The organism is Nostoc sp. DedSLP03 (assembly GCF_034530815.1).
Lineage (GTDB): Bacteria > Cyanobacteriota > Cyanobacteriia > Cyanobacteriales > Nostocaceae > Nostoc.
Genome location: NZ_JAVRCK010000001.1, coordinates 46,595 through 62,381, shown reverse-complemented (window position 1 = coordinate 62,381; position 15,787 = coordinate 46,595). Strand labels below are relative to the sequence as shown.

General features: G+C 41.3%; 12 protein-coding genes. 7 read left to right on the top strand and 5 right to left on the bottom strand.

Annotated features, from left to right (window positions below; genetic code table 11):
- Positions 1–83: 83 nt before the first annotated feature.
- Together RM368_RS00265 and RM368_RS00260 are read right to left on the bottom strand one after the other, a co-directional pair.
- A complete protein-coding gene (locus RM368_RS00265) occupies positions 84–311 on the bottom strand; it encodes a DUF167 domain-containing protein (protein WP_322692181.1) in 228 nt (75 codons plus the stop codon).
- Positions 283–705: a DUF2809 domain-containing protein gene (locus RM368_RS00260; protein ID WP_322692180.1), complete on the bottom strand. Its 423-nt coding sequence runs from the start codon at positions 703–705 to the stop codon at positions 283–285. The genes RM368_RS00265 and RM368_RS00260 overlap by 29 nt, the downstream gene beginning before the upstream one ends.
- Before the next feature lie 837 nt (positions 706–1,542).
- Between RM368_RS00260 and RM368_RS00255 the strand changes: the two genes are divergently transcribed.
- The 4 genes from RM368_RS00255 to RM368_RS00240 all read left to right on the top strand — a co-directional run bounded on the left by RM368_RS00255 (position 1,543) and on the right by RM368_RS00240 (position 11,510).
- Positions 1,543–3,360 carry a calcium-binding protein gene (locus tag RM368_RS00255; RefSeq protein WP_322692179.1) on the top strand — a complete coding sequence of 606 codons (1,818 nt, stop codon included), beginning with the start codon at positions 1,543–1,545 and terminating at the stop codon, positions 3,358–3,360.
- 566 nt (positions 3,361–3,926) lie between these two features.
- Positions 3,927–9,398, top strand: a complete 5,472-nt coding sequence (locus tag RM368_RS00250) for an eCIS core domain-containing protein (protein ID WP_322692178.1) — start codon at positions 3,927–3,929, stop codon at positions 9,396–9,398.
- Between the two features lie 5 nt (positions 9,399–9,403).
- On the top strand, positions 9,404–10,009 hold the full coding sequence (locus RM368_RS00245) for a hypothetical protein (RefSeq protein ID WP_322692177.1): 606 nt from the start codon (positions 9,404–9,406) through the stop codon (positions 10,007–10,009).
- A 364-nt stretch (positions 10,010–10,373) separates the two neighbouring features.
- Positions 10,374–11,510: a YbjN domain-containing protein gene (locus RM368_RS00240; RefSeq protein WP_322692176.1), complete on the top strand. Its 1,137-nt coding sequence runs from the start codon at positions 10,374–10,376 to the stop codon at positions 11,508–11,510.
- 102 nt (positions 11,511–11,612) lie between these two features.
- On the opposite strand, the gene ilvN is transcribed toward RM368_RS00240, so the two are convergent.
- Positions 11,613–12,131, bottom strand: coding sequence for an acetolactate synthase small subunit (gene ilvN, locus RM368_RS00235; protein ID WP_322692175.1), 519 nt, complete (start codon positions 12,129–12,131; stop codon positions 11,613–11,615).
- 270 nt (positions 12,132–12,401) lie between these two features.
- Here ilvN and RM368_RS00230 point away from each other — a divergent pair, with 270 nt between their 5' ends.
- The gene (locus RM368_RS00230; protein WP_322692174.1) at positions 12,402–12,767 is read left to right on the top strand and encodes a BON domain-containing protein; all 366 of its coding nucleotides are present in this window, start codon (positions 12,402–12,404) and stop codon (positions 12,765–12,767) included.
- A gap of 79 nt (positions 12,768–12,846) precedes the next feature.
- Here the strand turns inward: RM368_RS00230 and RM368_RS00225 are convergent, their stop codons facing one another.
- The gene (locus tag RM368_RS00225; protein WP_322692323.1) at positions 12,847–13,704 is read right to left on the bottom strand and encodes an alpha/beta fold hydrolase; all 858 of its coding nucleotides are present in this window, start codon (positions 13,702–13,704) and stop codon (positions 12,847–12,849) included.
- On the opposite strand from RM368_RS00225, the gene RM368_RS00220 reads away from it, so the two are divergent.
- Positions 13,648–13,794 (top strand): hypothetical protein, encoded by a 147-nt coding sequence (locus RM368_RS00220; protein ID WP_322692173.1) that lies wholly within the window; start codon positions 13,648–13,650, stop codon positions 13,792–13,794. The two genes, RM368_RS00225 and RM368_RS00220, sit on opposite strands and share 57 nt — an antisense overlap.
- 97 nt (positions 13,795–13,891) lie before the next feature.
- Here the strand turns inward: RM368_RS00220 and bioU are convergent, their stop codons facing one another.
- On the bottom strand, positions 13,892–14,911 hold the full coding sequence (gene bioU / locus RM368_RS00215) for a (S)-8-amino-7-oxononanoate synthase BioU (RefSeq protein ID WP_322692172.1): 1,020 nt from the start codon (positions 14,909–14,911) through the stop codon (positions 13,892–13,894).
- A gap of 278 nt (positions 14,912–15,189) precedes the next feature.
- Here bioU and RM368_RS00210 point away from each other — a divergent pair, with 278 nt between their 5' ends.
- Positions 15,190–15,759: a hypothetical protein gene (locus RM368_RS00210; protein WP_322692171.1), complete on the top strand. Its 570-nt coding sequence runs from the start codon at positions 15,190–15,192 to the stop codon at positions 15,757–15,759.
- Positions 15,760–15,787 lie beyond the last annotated feature (28 nt).

The following is a 15,787-nucleotide window of genomic DNA, read 5'->3' as shown; positions in this document are numbered from 1 at the left end:
TATAGTAGAGAATATCCTGGGTGGAATGTAGCTCATATTCAGAAAGCAGCAAAGTCTTCACAAAAGATATTATTAAGCAGCAGTTAGGTATTCGGATCGATTTCCATCAGCTTTTGCCGAGAAGAGAAACCTGACTTAATTCTGATATGAGACTTGGGTACATCAAATTTATCTGCTAGTAGTTTAATTAACTCTTCATTAGCCTTACCATCAACTGGAGGCGATTTTAAATAAACAGTCAGACTACCATCAGGTTGTTCTTCAATTTTTTGCTGTTTTGAATTAGGTTTCACCTTGATTTTTTTTTGCATAACTTATTTTGTGTAATTGTCGCAGCCATAACCAGCCCAAAACAGAACCCAATACATAATGAGGAAAATCCCACCAAACAAAGGTCGTACCAAGTAACAATTTACCTATCAAGGTGGCGCGCATTTGTTCTAATAGTGACGGATGCCAAAGTTGCAAGAATTCTAGTATACAGGTGATGACAAAAACCCATATAGGAATTTGGATTACTGCCGCCCGACTTCTGAAAAACCAAAATGCAAACAGACACCAAAATATTTCGTAAAATACAGCTGCTCCGTAGTCATTAAACCAGTGATGAGCAGGCCCATTATAATACTTAAACAAAAATCCCATCGGTACAACGATGAGTACAGAAATAATAATAAATATTGTTTGCTTACGGTATCGGAGCATTTCTATAGACTAGAGACTATCCAAAATTTTAGCAGCGGAATGACTATAAGTCTCGGCTGGGTACTGGGGAAGAAAACATAAGTACAATTTGGTTAGGGTCTAAATCCACATTCAAATTTTCAAGAGTCCAACTACCAAAAACCGCAGCGATCGCTAATTTCCAAAAAGCAGATAAAATTTTTGTAAAGCTCAAGTGTTGTTAAAGATAAAAATTCTTCTGGATATATATTAATTTAACTTATCGATTCAAAAAAATATTGTTTTAATATAAACTTTTCTTAATTAAACATAATAGTTCTTTAACAAAAAAAATTATATTGAAACCTAACTTAATGACAAAGCTCATAAAACTACAAAGCTGATAACATTAACCAAATAAACCAGTAGATTTTAAAAAATATTTAATTTTAGATTTAAAAACACATACTAATGTATTATCAATCATCTTGATTAAGTATTTTTAAGATTTTGTAAAGAACTTTATGTAACCTTGTACTTCATGATAATTAAATAGTTACAGTATGGGTTCAAAAAGTTGGAAACAACCAAAATATTTGACCTAATTACTTAATCATTTGCGTAATCAAGTAATGGATTGTCAGGAAATAAATTATCTAATTTTGTAGAGTAGGCGTTTCGCTTGCAACTAAGGGCTGGCTTTTCAGGTCAGCCCACAGTAAGTAGTTGGATATTTTTTATTGAGAAGTTCCTAACTAAATAGTTAATGTTTTTTGACATGAGATTACGCAAATGACAAGTAATCTACATTGAACTGATAAATAGTTCTTTGATTGATGCTGAACTTACATATTTAGTGAGAAATTTAGGAGAGATAATATGGCTTTCGGTACTACAAATCCTGACACGATAAATGGGAGTTCGGGAAATGACACCATAGTTGGTTGGGCTAGTGGTGGTAACGCCAATACTGCCTCCGGTAACGATATCTTGAATGGCTTGGCTGGTAACGATTCCCTCGCAGGTGGCACGGCGAATGACAGTCTTAGCGGCGGAGATGGCAATGATACGCTTGATGGGGGTACAGGAAACGACACTCTCAAAGGTGGTGCAGGTAGTGATACCTTCAAAGGCAGTCGGGGTAACGACAACATTGATGGCGGAGATGGCATTGATACCGCAGACTACAGTCAACTAGGTCAAACCATTACCTTGTCAGGTGTTGGAACCATTCAAAAAGGTGGGGGATTGGAAAAAGACCTACTCTTTAAAGTAGAAAGGGTGATTGCTAATGCTAATGTTGCCAACAACACCATAGATGCATCCCAATCTTTGGCAGGGGTATCTATCGCCGTTAACCTACAAACCCAAAGTTTAGCTGCTAATAACGTTCCTGGTTTAGGAACATTGTCATTTACCGCAGTTAACTTTGATAATGTCATCGGCACAAATGGAAATGACACCATTACTGGCGACAATCAAAATAACCAATTATCCGGTAATAATGGCAATGATACACTTGATGGGGGCACAGGAAACGACACTCTAAAAGGTGGTGCAGGCAGTGATACCTTCAAAGCCAGTCAGGGTAACGACAACATTGATGGTGGAGATGGCATTGATACCGCAGACTACAGTCAACTAGGTCAAACCATTACCTTATCAGGTGTTGGAACCATTCAAAAAGGTGGGGGATTGGGACAAGACCTACTCTTTAAAGTAGAAAGGGTTATCGCTAATGCTAATGTTGCCAACAACACCATCGATGCATCCCAATCTTTAGCTGGGGTATCTATTGACGTTAACCTGCAAAGCCGAAGTTTGGCTGCCAGTAACGTTCCTGGTTTGGGAACATTGTCATTTACCGCAGTCAACTTTGATAATGTCATCGGCACAAATGCAAATGACAACATTGTTGGCGATAACCAAAATAATCAATTATCCGGTAATAATGGCGATGACACACTGAATGGGGGTGTAGGAAACGACACTTTAAGAGGTGGTGCAGGTGACGATAGTTACTTTGTTGACACTACTCGTGATATCATTACAGAGGCTGCGAATTCAGGCATAGATACCGTCCGGTCTTCTGTAAGCTACACATTAGGAGCCAATCTGGAGAACCTGAGACTGAGAGAAGGTGGCAACCTTACCGGGATAGGTAACAGTCTTAACAACTTTCTTTTTGGTAATACTTCTAATAACACTCTAAATGCAAGAGCAGGCGATGATACGCTAGACGGTAGTAATGGCGACGATCTTCTCAATGGTGAGGACGGCAATGATAGCCTACAAGGCGGGCCGGGCAATGATATTCTCAATGGGGGATCTGGAAACGATATCCTCATCGGTACTTTTCCTGGTAGTCCGTTTCCACCTGGATTAGGGGAAATTGATAACTTGACTGGCGGGGCTGGGGCAGATAGATTTATCCTGGGCGACGCTGAAAATGTTTTCTACGACGATAACAACACTACGAATCCTGGTTTTAGCGACTTGGCTACTATTACTGACTTCGACGCTAATCAAGACCGAATTGAACTCAACGGATTTTCACAGGATTACCGCTTGCAAGTTGTTGGAAGTAACACACGAATATTCTTAGACAAACTAGGAGCAGAGCAAGATGAGATCATCGGTATTGTGCAGGGGGTAGTGGGTCTCACACTTGATAGTGACAGCTTCACTTTTGTATGAGCAGAAAAATACTGGATAAAGTACAAACAATACATTCACCAGCCCTGAAAGGTTATCTTGCCTAAAGATGGCGGAACTTTCTTTGGTAGCAGTTCTAATCCTGATTTTTCTTATAAGTAAATCGGTAAGAATAAATCAAACTAGATTAAGTAATGTAAGAAATCTTGAAATTAGTTTTTAGTGAGGACTTTAGTCTTCTTTTGACGGCTGAAGCCCTCTCTGCGAGACGCTTCGCGAACACTACAAACCTAGAATTATTCACGCCGCTCTACTTACACTAGGAGTCAGTTTTGCATAAAAACATTGTCAACTTAAGAAAGTACTAATATCAGAAGGCAGATTCAAGGATACTTTTCCTTTTCGCTAGGAGAACACGGCTGCGTGTTCTCCTTTATCCAATATGAAACTATTTACAAGCCAGTACTTCTCTTCGGGGGTAACACATCTTAATTATTTCTAATTGATTAGCGTTCTAAAATTATCTTGATAATTGCAATTTTGGGTAAGCGATCGTCAAAACTAATCACCTAGACAAATTGAATCGTCAATAGTTGCAATCAAAACCGATGAAATCCCTCAAAAGTCCCTCATCTAGCTTTTCTAATTTTCAAGCACCAGAACAAACTTCTCAATTGGCCTATAGACCGTTTGGCGGCCAAACTCAAAAAGCATCTTTTACGCCTGTGACACAAACGGACGTAGAGAATGAAGCTTTTGCAGAGGAAAAGATGGAAGTAACTGGATTGGAATTACAAGCCAAGCATCGGACGATTACGCCAGAGGGACAAGAACGGCTGACTGTATTGCAAGCCAAGATGGATCGATCTTTGAATTCTCGGCTGGAAAAAGCAACTCGATTTGGTCATAACTTTGCCAATATTCCAGTCAGAAGACCAAATACATCAACACCAATTCAAGCAAAACTGACGATTGGGGAGCCTGGAGATAAGTACGAACAGGAAGCTGACCAAACAGCACGTCAGGTGATGCAAAGAATTCATCAGCCACAGAGTGGAAAACTTCAGCGAGAAAAATTATCTGATGAAGAAGATGAATTGCAAATGAAACCAGAGGGCAGTATTCAGCGCGAGGAACTGTTAGAAGAAGAAGTACAAATGAAATTGGAAGCAACTCCCTCGCTGCAACGGGAGGAACTACCAGAAGAAGAATTGCAAATGAAGCCGCTTGGTACTTCATCCCAGATAGTGAATGAGGTAAAATCCCCAAACAAACCGCTTGGACATGACATTAGTCGAATATCACTGCGGCGTCCACAAACAAAACTGACAGTTAACGAGCCTGGAGACATTTATGAGCAAGAGGCTGATAGTGTAGCCCAATTGGTGATGCAGAGGATGAGCGAACCTGTGCAATCTATCCAACGAGAGGCATTACCAGAGGAAGAAGATCGATTACAAATGAAATCCCTGGCGGATTCTATTACTCCTTTGGTGCAGCGTCAGGGTGGAGGAAGGACAGCCGCAACATCTGAGCTAGAAACTTCAATCCAACAAGCACGTGGCAATGGGCAGCCGCTTGCAGATGATATCAAGCACCCAATGGAGCAAGCATTTGGGGCTGATTTCGGTAGCGTCCGGGTTCATACTGATGCTCAATCTAATCGTTTAAATGAATCTATACAAGCTCGTGCTTTTACCACAGGGCAGGATGTGTTCTTTCGTCAAGGCGAATACTCTCCTGGAAGTGATGCAGGCAAGGAATTACTGGCCCATGAGTTGACGCACGTTGTCCAGCAGAATGGCAGTGCAGTGCAGCCGAAATCTCTTCATGTAGCACCAAAAGAAAATAAACTCCAGACAAAAGTGCCGACAACATCTGCGGGGCATGTGCTAGCTATCCAACTGCGAGAGAATTTCCAAAAACCAAGTTACGAAGATAACCAAAAAAAATTAGAGTCCAAAACTGATACGGAAAACGGCGAACAACAAAATCAGCCTACAACAAAAAAACATCAAGCTATCCCTACACCCCCAGATGATGGTGGGAACGCGGCAACAGAACCACCTCCGACAAAAAAGGTTGGTGCAGCAGTAACTCATAAACAGGTTGAGGTTAGGGGAAATCAACCAAAAAAGCTTGAGTCAAAAGATACCAAAGTTAATACAGAAAAGGTCGATTCTCAACAGCAAGCTCAAAACAAAGGAGCAGATGTAGGTAAGGTAAACGCAGATTTATCTGGAGAAAACGCCGGGAAAGCGATCGCTGGATTACCAGGAGCAAATGTAACTAGCACCGCAGTAAAATTACCTGATGCATCTGAGGGGAAAAAGGCTCCCACTTCCCCTGAAGATGACCCAGGATTTCAAGCGGTAGTCGGCACAACAAAAGAAGTTGCAGGACAACAGAAAAAACACCCACCTGCTAATAGCAAAGCCCAAGAAGCCCAAGCAGCAGCCCAACCCCCAGATAATGAAGTAGACAGCAAAGCGCAAGCCAATCAAGTTGGACAGATGCAACAGGCCCCAACACCAGGATTTGACGCTGCCGCTTTCAAAGCCAAACTGATGGAGCGGATTGCTGATATGGCTCCCAAAACCTTAAAAGAGGCTGACGAGTTTAAGAATAACAATAAAATTGACTCGGTTAAGGGCGATTTAAGCGGCAAAGTTGATGAACAGCAGAAAGCTTCTCAACAGCCATTAGAAGAAAAAGCAAAAGAAACGCCTGACACCAGTGGCATTGAGTCGAAAAAAGTCACGCCACTGCCAGAGACTAATGCTGGAACTCCTCCGTCAGACATCGATGCTAAGAAAGCAGCACCCAAGTCTAAGGGTAAGAGTCAAGTTGAAGCGCCGTTGCAAGAAGAAAGCAAAAAGCTTGACCAGCAGATGACCCAGGCGAATGTCACTGAAGAGCAACTAGCGAATTCCAACGAACCAGAATTTCAAGCAGCACTCAAAGCGAAGAAAGACGCTCAAACAAATGCCACACAAGCTCCACAACAGTATCGCCAGCAAGAGCAAAACCTACTAACAAATGCTCAAGCCACTGCCGAAGCTACGGCACAGCAGCAACTACAGGGAATGCACGGCACACGTACTCAACAGCTAGGTCAAGTTGGAAATCAGCAGGTGGGAGCCAAAGGCAAAGATGAGCAGGCAAGGGCTAAGGTTGCTGGTGATATTAATAAGATTTACGACAAGACTAAAGGCATCGTTGAAAAAACTCTCGGTGATTTAGATAGCCAAGTTCAGCAAGAGTTCGATGCTGGCGCAGCCGAGGCGAAGAAAGCCTTTGAGGATTACGTTGACCAACGGATGAAGGCTTATAAAGACGATCGCTATAGCGGCATTTCTGGCCCAGTAAAATGGGGAATAGACAAATTGCTCGGTATGCCGTCAGAGGTAAACACCTTCTATCGAGAGGGTCGGCAGCTTTACATCGATAAGATGGATGGTGTGATCAACAAAGTTGTCGCCATTATCAGCAAAGGGCTAACCCAAGCCAAAGCGGAAATTACCAAAGGCAAGCAGGAAATTCAAAACTATGTTAACCAATTGCCTCAAGACCTGAAAGCAGTTGGTCAACAAGCAGCAACAGACATTGATAGCAAGTTTGATGCGTTGGAACAAAGCGTCAAAGATAAAGAAAATGAGCTAATTGAGACTCTAGCGCAGAAATATCAAGAGAATTTGGAAGCTGTTGATGCCCGCATTGATGAGATGAAGGCGGCAAATCAAGGTCTAGTTCAAAAGGCTCTCGATGCTGTTGTGGGAGTTATAAAGACGATCGTTGAACTGACCAAAATGCTCATGCAGGTGTTGGGAAGGGTTGCGGGTGTGGTTGAACAAATCCTTAAAGATCCGATTGGTTTTTTGGGTAATTTGATTCAGGCGCTTAAGCAAGGCTTCCTGAACTTTATGAATAATATCGACAAGCACCTGAAAAAAGGTTTAATCGGTTGGCTGACCGGCACGATGGCAGAATCTGGTATTGAGATGCCGAAAAAATTTGACCTCAAAGGTATCTTTGGCTTGATATCGGAGGTTTTAGGATTCACCTATCAGGTAATTCGGGCACAAGCTGTGAAACGATTGGGTGAGAAAAAGGTCGGCCATCTCGAACAAAGCTTGGACATATTTCAAGTCTTAGCTAGTGAAGGAGTAGCTGGTATTTGGGAGTTTGTCCAAGACCGGATAGGCGATCTCAATGAGCTTGTCATTAAACCGATTAAGGACTTTGTAATTGAAACCGTGATTTTTGCAGGGGTAGAGTGGGTTCTCAGCCTCCTGACTCCAGCCTCAGCATTTGTGAAAGCTGCCAAGGCGATTTACCAAATTATCAGCTTTTTCATTGAACGCGCCCAGCAAATTGCAAGCTTGATTAACGCAATTTTGGATGCTGTCAGTGCGATCGCTAGTGGTGCGATCGACCAAGCAGTAAAAGGGGTTGAAAATGCCCTAGCTAAGTCGTTACCTGTGGTAATCAGTTTCCTCGCCAGTCTTTTAGGCTTGGGTGGTATTGCTGGGAAAGTTCAGGCAATTTTCCAAAAACTACGCAGCCCTGTGGAAAAAGCAGTTGATTGGATAATTGACAAGGGTGCTAAGGCTGCTAATAAAGTTGGTAACAAGTTTAACAAGAGTAAATTCGGCAAGAAAGCAAACGCGGTCAAAGAATCAGCACTCAAGAAAAAAGAAGCAGCCCAAGAGTGGGCTAATAAGAAGAAAGAAGCCGCCCAGCAGAGGTTTGAAGAGAAGAAGCAAGCCGTAAACAACAGGCTGGAAGAGAAGAAAAACCAGCTGATGAATACCAAGGCGGGTAAAAAGTTGGCAGCCGCAAATGAGGCAGCACACAAGAAGTTAGATGCTTTAGAGGAGAAGCGGCAAGCTTTCAATGATAAAGTCGAAGCCGTGAAGGAATGGCCGCGTAAGAAGCTAGAAGCAGTAGAAAACAAAGCAGAAGAATTGAGGGGAACCGCAAAAGATAAGTTTAAGCAGAGCAAGCTAGGCCAAAAGCTTGGGGATAAAAGCGACGCTGCCAAGAAGTGGGGCAGTAAGAAGAAGGAAACAGTAAAAGACAAGTATGGCAAGGCAAGCGATAAAGTTAAGGATAAGCTTGGGTTTGAGAAGGACAATAAAGCAGCAGAAAAAGAGAAAGTATCTGGAAAAGGCAAGCCTGTTGAAGTTCAGTTTTCAATGAACGGTGAACCACATACCTTAATAGTGACCAGTGGTACTGCACCGAGTATAGAGATGGCATCTAAGCGAGAACGGCTATCGAAAAAGATTGGAACAGCAGTTGCTAAATTAGTAAATAAAGACCCCAAACCTGCTAATCAAATTAAAGATTTAAAGGAGCTAGGAGGTAAAGTTAAGACCTTTGAAAAATTAGTTAAAGCATATGCAAATATGACTCCTCCTCAACAAGTTTCACCATCTGAACCAGCAATTGGAGCCATGATCAGTACCATGATTACTTATGGTCAAAATTACAATGCTTCGGATATTGATGTTTTTGCAGATGGTGCAAATGATCTACGCTCTCATAGTGGTTATTCTTGGCTTGTATCTAAAGGTCTTTCTCATGACTTTGAATCTCGTATTGTTGCTAACCTAGATAAATTTCCACGAGATAAGGTAAGAATTATACTTGATCAAATCGTTCGATTTCAAGGCAAGTCAGCTTTTGAAGCAAAAGTTAGTAAGGCTGTAAATGCGAACCGATTTTGGTCGCCTAACGATGGTTTCTTCTTTGAAATTACAGACCTCAAATCAATTGCAGATATAAAGTTTTTTGATGTTAAAGTTGGTAATAAAGAAATCGATATCTTAACAGGAAATGGTGTTTTGATAGATCAGAAGTTTAAGGTTGAAGCAGACTATACAGATCCTAGTAACCCAATATTGAACAAGCGGATGATGAAGCAAGTTCAAGCTATGCAAGCTGCTATCGGCTCAACTATTGAGGGAATAACAATTACTGACTTTAAGCTCCATGTTGCACAACCTTTAACTTCAGATGTAGTTAGTCTATTACAAAGTAATGGTATCGATAGCCATTTCAAATTTACAGGATAAGTTTTATGTCACTTTATGAATATGATCTTTATCTGATCCGTGAATTTAATAGAGGGGAATTACTCTCTGAAATTATAAATTCTGGTTTACTGCATATTATAGATGATGATGAAGCATCTATTCTCGGACAGATAAATTGTTTTTTTCGAGAAGTAATTAATCAAGAGGTTCCGTCATGTCCTCTCCGTATTGTGAAATTAGAACTAGATAATGCCCAGATTGAGCAATTTTTACAATCTAATGGGCAGGCATTTATATCATGGTTGAAGCAACTGGTTCAGGAACATGATATTGCTTATGCCTTCATTGGAGGAGGTTCCTATGCTGCCTATTATGAAGAGGGAGGAATAACTTCTGAGATGGTCTTCAAACAAGTTGGTCATCTGATAGAGACTGGAAAAGTCGAGATAGTTCATCCTGTAATGTTCTTTTCTGAACGACTTGGAAAGGGAAAAATCTGTACTCTGGCAAAAGGATCACCTTATAGTGTAGACGAAATACCAAGAGTAGGTTGTCTACTCCTATTAGTAAATGGAAATTTTCATGAAAATCAAATTGAAATACTCGATCCAGGAAGGATTTATCATAGACTACATAACTACTTTAAATAGTGTTTGGTTTAGATAAATATTATGTGAAATTTCTATGTCAATATAGCTTGATAAAATTCTTATATTCTATTTTATAGATATAACCAAATTTAACATTCTCAATACTTTCAGGCTATTAATCTTATTTGAACTAATAACTTAAATTTTGTTTAAATTTCAAACTAAAAGCAGAACTATAATTAATTTTAATAGAATTAGCTTCATTTTTATTCTTGCTAAATCTTAAACTTATGCTGAACTTTACTATAGCTAGAGATTGGCTTTTTCCTGTTTTTGACTTCTCTATTGTATGTATATATAACCTACGCACATTATTAGACTCTCAAAAAATAAATCGTCTTAAGCTTACCAAATCTAACTCAGCATGACTACTGACACTGAAACTCATCAACTGGATAGCGAACTAACCCTATATGACTCCTCTCAATTATCTCTAAAAATTTGGGCGATCGCCCTCTCCCTCACCACACAAAACAACGAACTCATCGAGTGTCGCCTCACTTTCCAAGTCAACCTACAACTCTACCAACGCATCGATACCACCGCTTTATTCAATCTCAAACCAGATGTGCGTAACCCTCTATCATCTGGAAAATTCCTCAGCGAACCAGACATCACCATCGAAACCAGCCTGAAACCTGATTTATTACCGCTACTAGCAGAATACGCCGTCAACATTGATGAAACTGCAAAATATATCCTGAATTTAAGCCAAGAACAACCCGATAACCAAATCCTCTTCACTGAAAGTTGGTTGGGTTTATCTGTTAAACAGCAACAAGAATCAGGCGAAATCGGCTATCGTACTTTTTGGTCTTATATTAGTCCAGAAAATATTGTTCAAACAAACGTTTCCGGTGAAGGAATTGCTGAAGGTATTGTCAACTTTTTTAAAGATTGGACTGAGGCGAATTTATCTGTAAAAACTCAGAAAGCATCTGCCAAAATGCTGGAAGGAATCGATAAATTTTTGACAGAATTAGCTAATATTAACACAGATGAGATAACACAAAAAATAGAGGCAACTTTGTCCTCAGATTCTACAGATGGTAGTATTTTTGAAGAAATAATCAATTTTTTCCAAGCTGATAATTGGCCGTTTGTACAACTTCCAGGACAGTCAGCTTTACAAATATTGTTCCAAGGCGAAAATGGCAAATGGAATTGTTACGCTAGAGCCAGAAGCGAACAAAATCAATTCGTTTTTTATTCAATTTGTCCAGTCAACGCACCAGAAAATAAGCGGCTGGCTGTAGCAGAATTTATAACTAGAGCTAATTCTGGTATGATGATCGGCAATTTTGAGTTAGATTTTACCGATGGTGAGATTAGCTACAAAACTAGTATTGATGTCGAAGGTGACAGACTCAGTTTTGCACTTATTCAACGGGTGGTTTACGCCAACGTCACGATGATGGATGAATACTTGCCAGGGATTATGTCTGTGATTTATGGTAATGTCTCACCAGAAGAAGCGATCGCTAAAATTGAGGTTAGTTGAATATTTCTTTTTTGCTAGTCCCTAAATAGAAGTCATAGTAACAATTGCCACTATGACTTCTGCTGCGTTTAAGTATTTCTGAGTCTTGATTTAAATTCTCAACTAAACCTTTGCTTGCAAAGATTTGAGTAACTCAGTATTTACGCCTGACTCACGAGTTAGGGCAATTTTGCCAGTACGGGCGATTTCTTTCAAACCAAATTTTTGTAATACTTGCACGATCGCTACCAGTTTACCTGGATCTCCCACAACTTCTAAAGTGAGAGAATCTTCCGCCACATCCACGACTCGCGCCCGGAAAATCTGAGACAATTCGATCACTTCTGAGCGATTGCTGGTACTAGCATTCACCTTCAAAAGCATCAATTCCCGCTCGACACAAGGAGTTTCGGTAATATCCTGGACTTTTAAGACATTGACTAACTTGTACAGTTGTTTGGTGAGTTGCTCGATCACGCGATCGTCACCAGGGACAACCATTGTAATTCGGGAGACTCCTCCTTGTTCAGCAGGGCCAACAGCAAGGCTTTCAATATTAAAGCCGCGACGCGCAAATAAACCAGATATGCGGGAAAGAACACCCGCCTCATCTTCTACGAGAACTGAAAGGGTATGTTTCATCTTCGCCAACAGAGGCTAGAGCAGGAATTGAGGGGAGCAGACACTAGCTAAGGGCAATGCTAGACCTACTACCGCACTAAATTTTCAGTGCGACCTCCTATTGTAAACTTAAGAGCTGCACTCATTGCATTTCCAATCGAGAAATTGTTTAGAAATTCTACTGCAAGCAAGAATTTGATTGAATGTATATCTTTTTGTTGGCAGATGCAGCATTTGTTGCAAACCTTTTATACTCAGATTTGATCGGTTTCTAATAGGAGAAAAGTTTTTATGGGTTGGCTACAAAGATTGTTTGGTATGGAAAAACCTCAAAATGCAGAAGTAAATCCAGCTCCACAGGCTATACAGCAAGCTCCTAGTAGTGAGGTCGCTAGTGCTACGCAATCAATACCCCCAGAACGTCTGGGATTAAGCGGGGAATATGACCAAAGTGGTCTGGCAAAGCGGGTAGCGTTGGCATTTGATGAAGATCCCCAACTCGACGATGTTAATACCCTTTGGGTTGCTCAAACGGGCAGCACTGTAGTGTTGAAAGGTAAAGTTCCCAGTCAAGAAATTCTTAACAAAATGGTTTCTGTGGCGCGTTCTGTAAATGGTGCTACAGATGTTGACACTAACCAAGCGACGATTGGCTAGTTACTGCTGATGCGATCGCTCCCATTGCATAATATTTAGGGAATAACCAATGGTTGGCGATGCCTGCGGCGGGCTTCGCCTACGCCATCCATCTCTCAATCCAATCTAAAATCGCTTGGTTAACTTGTTCTGGACATTCATCATGGGGACAATGCCCTACGTCTTCCAGATTTAGCAGTTCTAACTTCTCGTTATATTGGGCAAATTGGCTAGCTAGGGCTGGCGGCACAAACCGATCTTTTTGTCCCCAAATTAAAAGCATCGGAATTGTTAAGGTTGGTAATACTGTCTTGACACTAGGACTAAAATTAATTCCGATCGCAGCTTTGAACAAAGCACTAAATGCCCTCGCAGAACCCCGATCTTGGGGAGGCCCTGCTAAAATTTCGATCAGTTCATCGGTAATCGCTTCTGGGTTAGCGTAGGCAAGACTAGCCCAGCGCCGCAGCACCCCAGGACGGCGCACGAAGTTAAATACAGGTTTAAGTATTAACGGCGAAGCAACAACATTTTTAATTGCTGTAACAAGTGGGCGCAGCACAGGAGGAATTGCTTCTTGTTCTAATGACGGGTCAGGTAAACTCATCATCACCATACCCAGCACCATATCCGGGTGGGCGGCGGCGGCGGCCATAGATATCAGTGAACCGTTGGAATTGCCTATTAATATTGCTGGTTGACGGATAAATGTTTTCCAGAAATCGTAAACTTGCTCAACCCAGAGTTCGATGCTGTAATTAGCTGCGGCTTTTTCAGAAGCGCCAAAACCCAGCATATCTATGGCGTAAACTGTCTGATATTCACCCAACACCTCTAAATTATGTCGCCAATGACCAATGGAAGCGCCAAAGCCATGTAACAGAATTAGGGGTGTTGTATTGTGGTGATTTTGGCTAGGGCGAATGTAAGTGTAGCGGGTTTGCCAGCCACGCCAAATCCAATCTCTTTGATTACCAACTCGTTCCTGCCAGTGTACCGTAGCGATCGCACTTACCTCCGATTTATCAGCACTAAAATACCATTATAAGAATTGGCATTGGGGATTGGGCACAAAAGGCAGAGGGGCAGAGGGGAAAAACTTACTGCAACTTCTCCCCTGCTTCTTCCCCATTCCTATGCGCTACTTACCTAACAAATTGGGGCATAATTTCGGCAGCAGTGAATATTCCATAGATGCCGCGTTGGTGTAATTGTCTGCCCGCTTTAAGATAGCCGAAAGCAGGGCCGCAGACATTGGCTGCCATGCTGGTTTCATCTCCGAGAGTAAATGTATGGGTAGAAATCTTTCCTTCAAAGGTACGTCCTGTTACTTTTACATTGGTGCTGAGAGGCTTTTTAGGATTGCGAGTATCGACTACACCACCAACTGTAACGCGATCGCGCCCTACTATCCCGGCTACTTCTAACATCACATCATCAGCGTGTTCCATGTTTTTCAAGGTCAGCACGCCATTAGTTTTATCTAGTAAGGCTTCTACTTCCGCGTCAGTCATCGCCCTAGCAGTTTCTACTGTGTAACCAGGCATGTGGCCAATGTCTTCCCGAACAGTGGCGCGGTAAGCTTCCCAGTTAGCAATTCCCACCCCAAAGGTAATTTCAACTTGATGAATTTCGGCATAACTTTGGGCGGCTAAAGCTGCTGCTGCTGTTAATAGTCCAGGGGTAGCACCGCATCCTGTCATGTAGGTAATTCCGGCGGCTTCCAGTTCCTCTTTCATCGCTAGGAGTTGTTCTACAGCAGTGGTGCGTTTAATTGCATCTACTAGTACCCCACGCCAACCAGATTTGATAAATTCCTTGGCGACATTGGGAATAAAGTCATTAGGTAGGTTGGGTAAAGCCAAAAAATACCCATCTACTTCAGCTATTTCGATTAAATCCTGAATACTTTGATTTGTTAATGTACCAATTGGCTCTAAATAACCTACCGAACCTTGGGACTGATAGGTTGCAATGGATTTTTCAGTATTTAAACCTTCAGCAGCATAAGCGTAACCTTTTTGATCTGCTGCTGCGACTAAAATCATTTCTCGTTTGCCGGCAACTACCTTGGCGGCGGCTTGTCCGAGTCCGCCAAAACCCAGTACTCCCACACGTATCGCTGGCGAAATATTTAGAGAATTTTTGATTTTTTCAGAATTCATAGTCAATTCGTTAAGTTGAATCCAAAGCTTTGATTATTCGGCATCTCAGCTTCCGGCTGATAACTGGTGGCTGATGGCTGATAACTCAAAGCTATAGAGATTAATTATGATTCATTATCCTGGGTTCTTTGGCTGGATATTGCAGATATTTATCTACTAGCGATCGCTTTTGAGTTTTTTGACTGGGAATATACCAGATTTTAACCAATGGCCGCAACTGGCAACCCCGAAGAAAGCTTAAAAATACTGGCTAAACTTGATGTTCTGAGAGAATAGAGTTGCGTGATGATACAAAGACTTACGCAGGCGATCGCTTAAAGTGGTATGAAGTTGTTAGCATTTTGAGCATTATGAAACGTCTTTACACTATGTTTAATATTTTTACAATAACTTCATTATCTGCTTTTATATTTGCTAGCACCATTACTTTATTGCTAGTGCAGACGGTCACAGCTAAACCAGTACAGACAAAAAAGCCAGTCAATCAAGCAATACCATTCAACTCAAGAGTACGAATATATCCTGCAAATAATAGCTTACCAGCAAGCCGTTTGATAACAATTGAAAGTGTTATCAAAAAGTCTACCAAGATGCGAATTACAGAAGTAAAACTTACAACATACGAAGAATTTGCAGCCAAAACTGGGGAGTACAAATCATCGATTTCTAACAATCGAATGGTGTGGATAGTGACTGGTTTTGTCCAAGGTGAGTTTAGTATGGCTAAAGGTAGAAGTGTGTGTACTGATAACGCTAAACTTGTGGAATTAAGGGATGCAGAAACTGGCGATTCTTTTGGTAGAAGTGTTTACTGTCCGCCAAGCAACCAGATAAATTTTATGCCGTAAATTAGACATCTTGCAAAAATATATTTTT

Coding starts and splice junctions, on each gene's coding strand:
- RM368_RS00250 (WP_322692178.1), top strand. CDS start 3,927: ATGAAATCCCTCAAAAGTCCCTCATCTAGCTTTTCTAATTTTCAAGCA.
- RM368_RS00230 (WP_322692174.1), top strand. CDS start 12,402: ATGGGTTGGCTACAAAGATTGTTTGGTATGGAAAAACCTCAAAATGCA.
- RM368_RS00245 (WP_322692177.1), top strand. CDS start 9,404: ATGTCACTTTATGAATATGATCTTTATCTGATCCGTGAATTTAATAGA.
- RM368_RS00265 (WP_322692181.1), bottom strand. CDS start 311: ATGCAAAAAAAAATCAAGGTGAAACCTAATTCAAAACAGCAAAAAATT.
- ilvN (WP_322692175.1), bottom strand. CDS start 12,131: ATGAAACATACCCTTTCAGTTCTCGTAGAAGATGAGGCGGGTGTTCTT.
- RM368_RS00240 (WP_322692176.1), top strand. CDS start 10,374: ATGACTACTGACACTGAAACTCATCAACTGGATAGCGAACTAACCCTA.
- RM368_RS00260 (WP_322692180.1), bottom strand. CDS start 705: ATGCTCCGATACCGTAAGCAAACAATATTTATTATTATTTCTGTACTC.
- RM368_RS00255 (WP_322692179.1), top strand. CDS start 1,543: ATGGCTTTCGGTACTACAAATCCTGACACGATAAATGGGAGTTCGGGA.
- bioU (WP_322692172.1), bottom strand. CDS start 14,911: ATGAATTCTGAAAAAATCAAAAATTCTCTAAATATTTCGCCAGCGATA.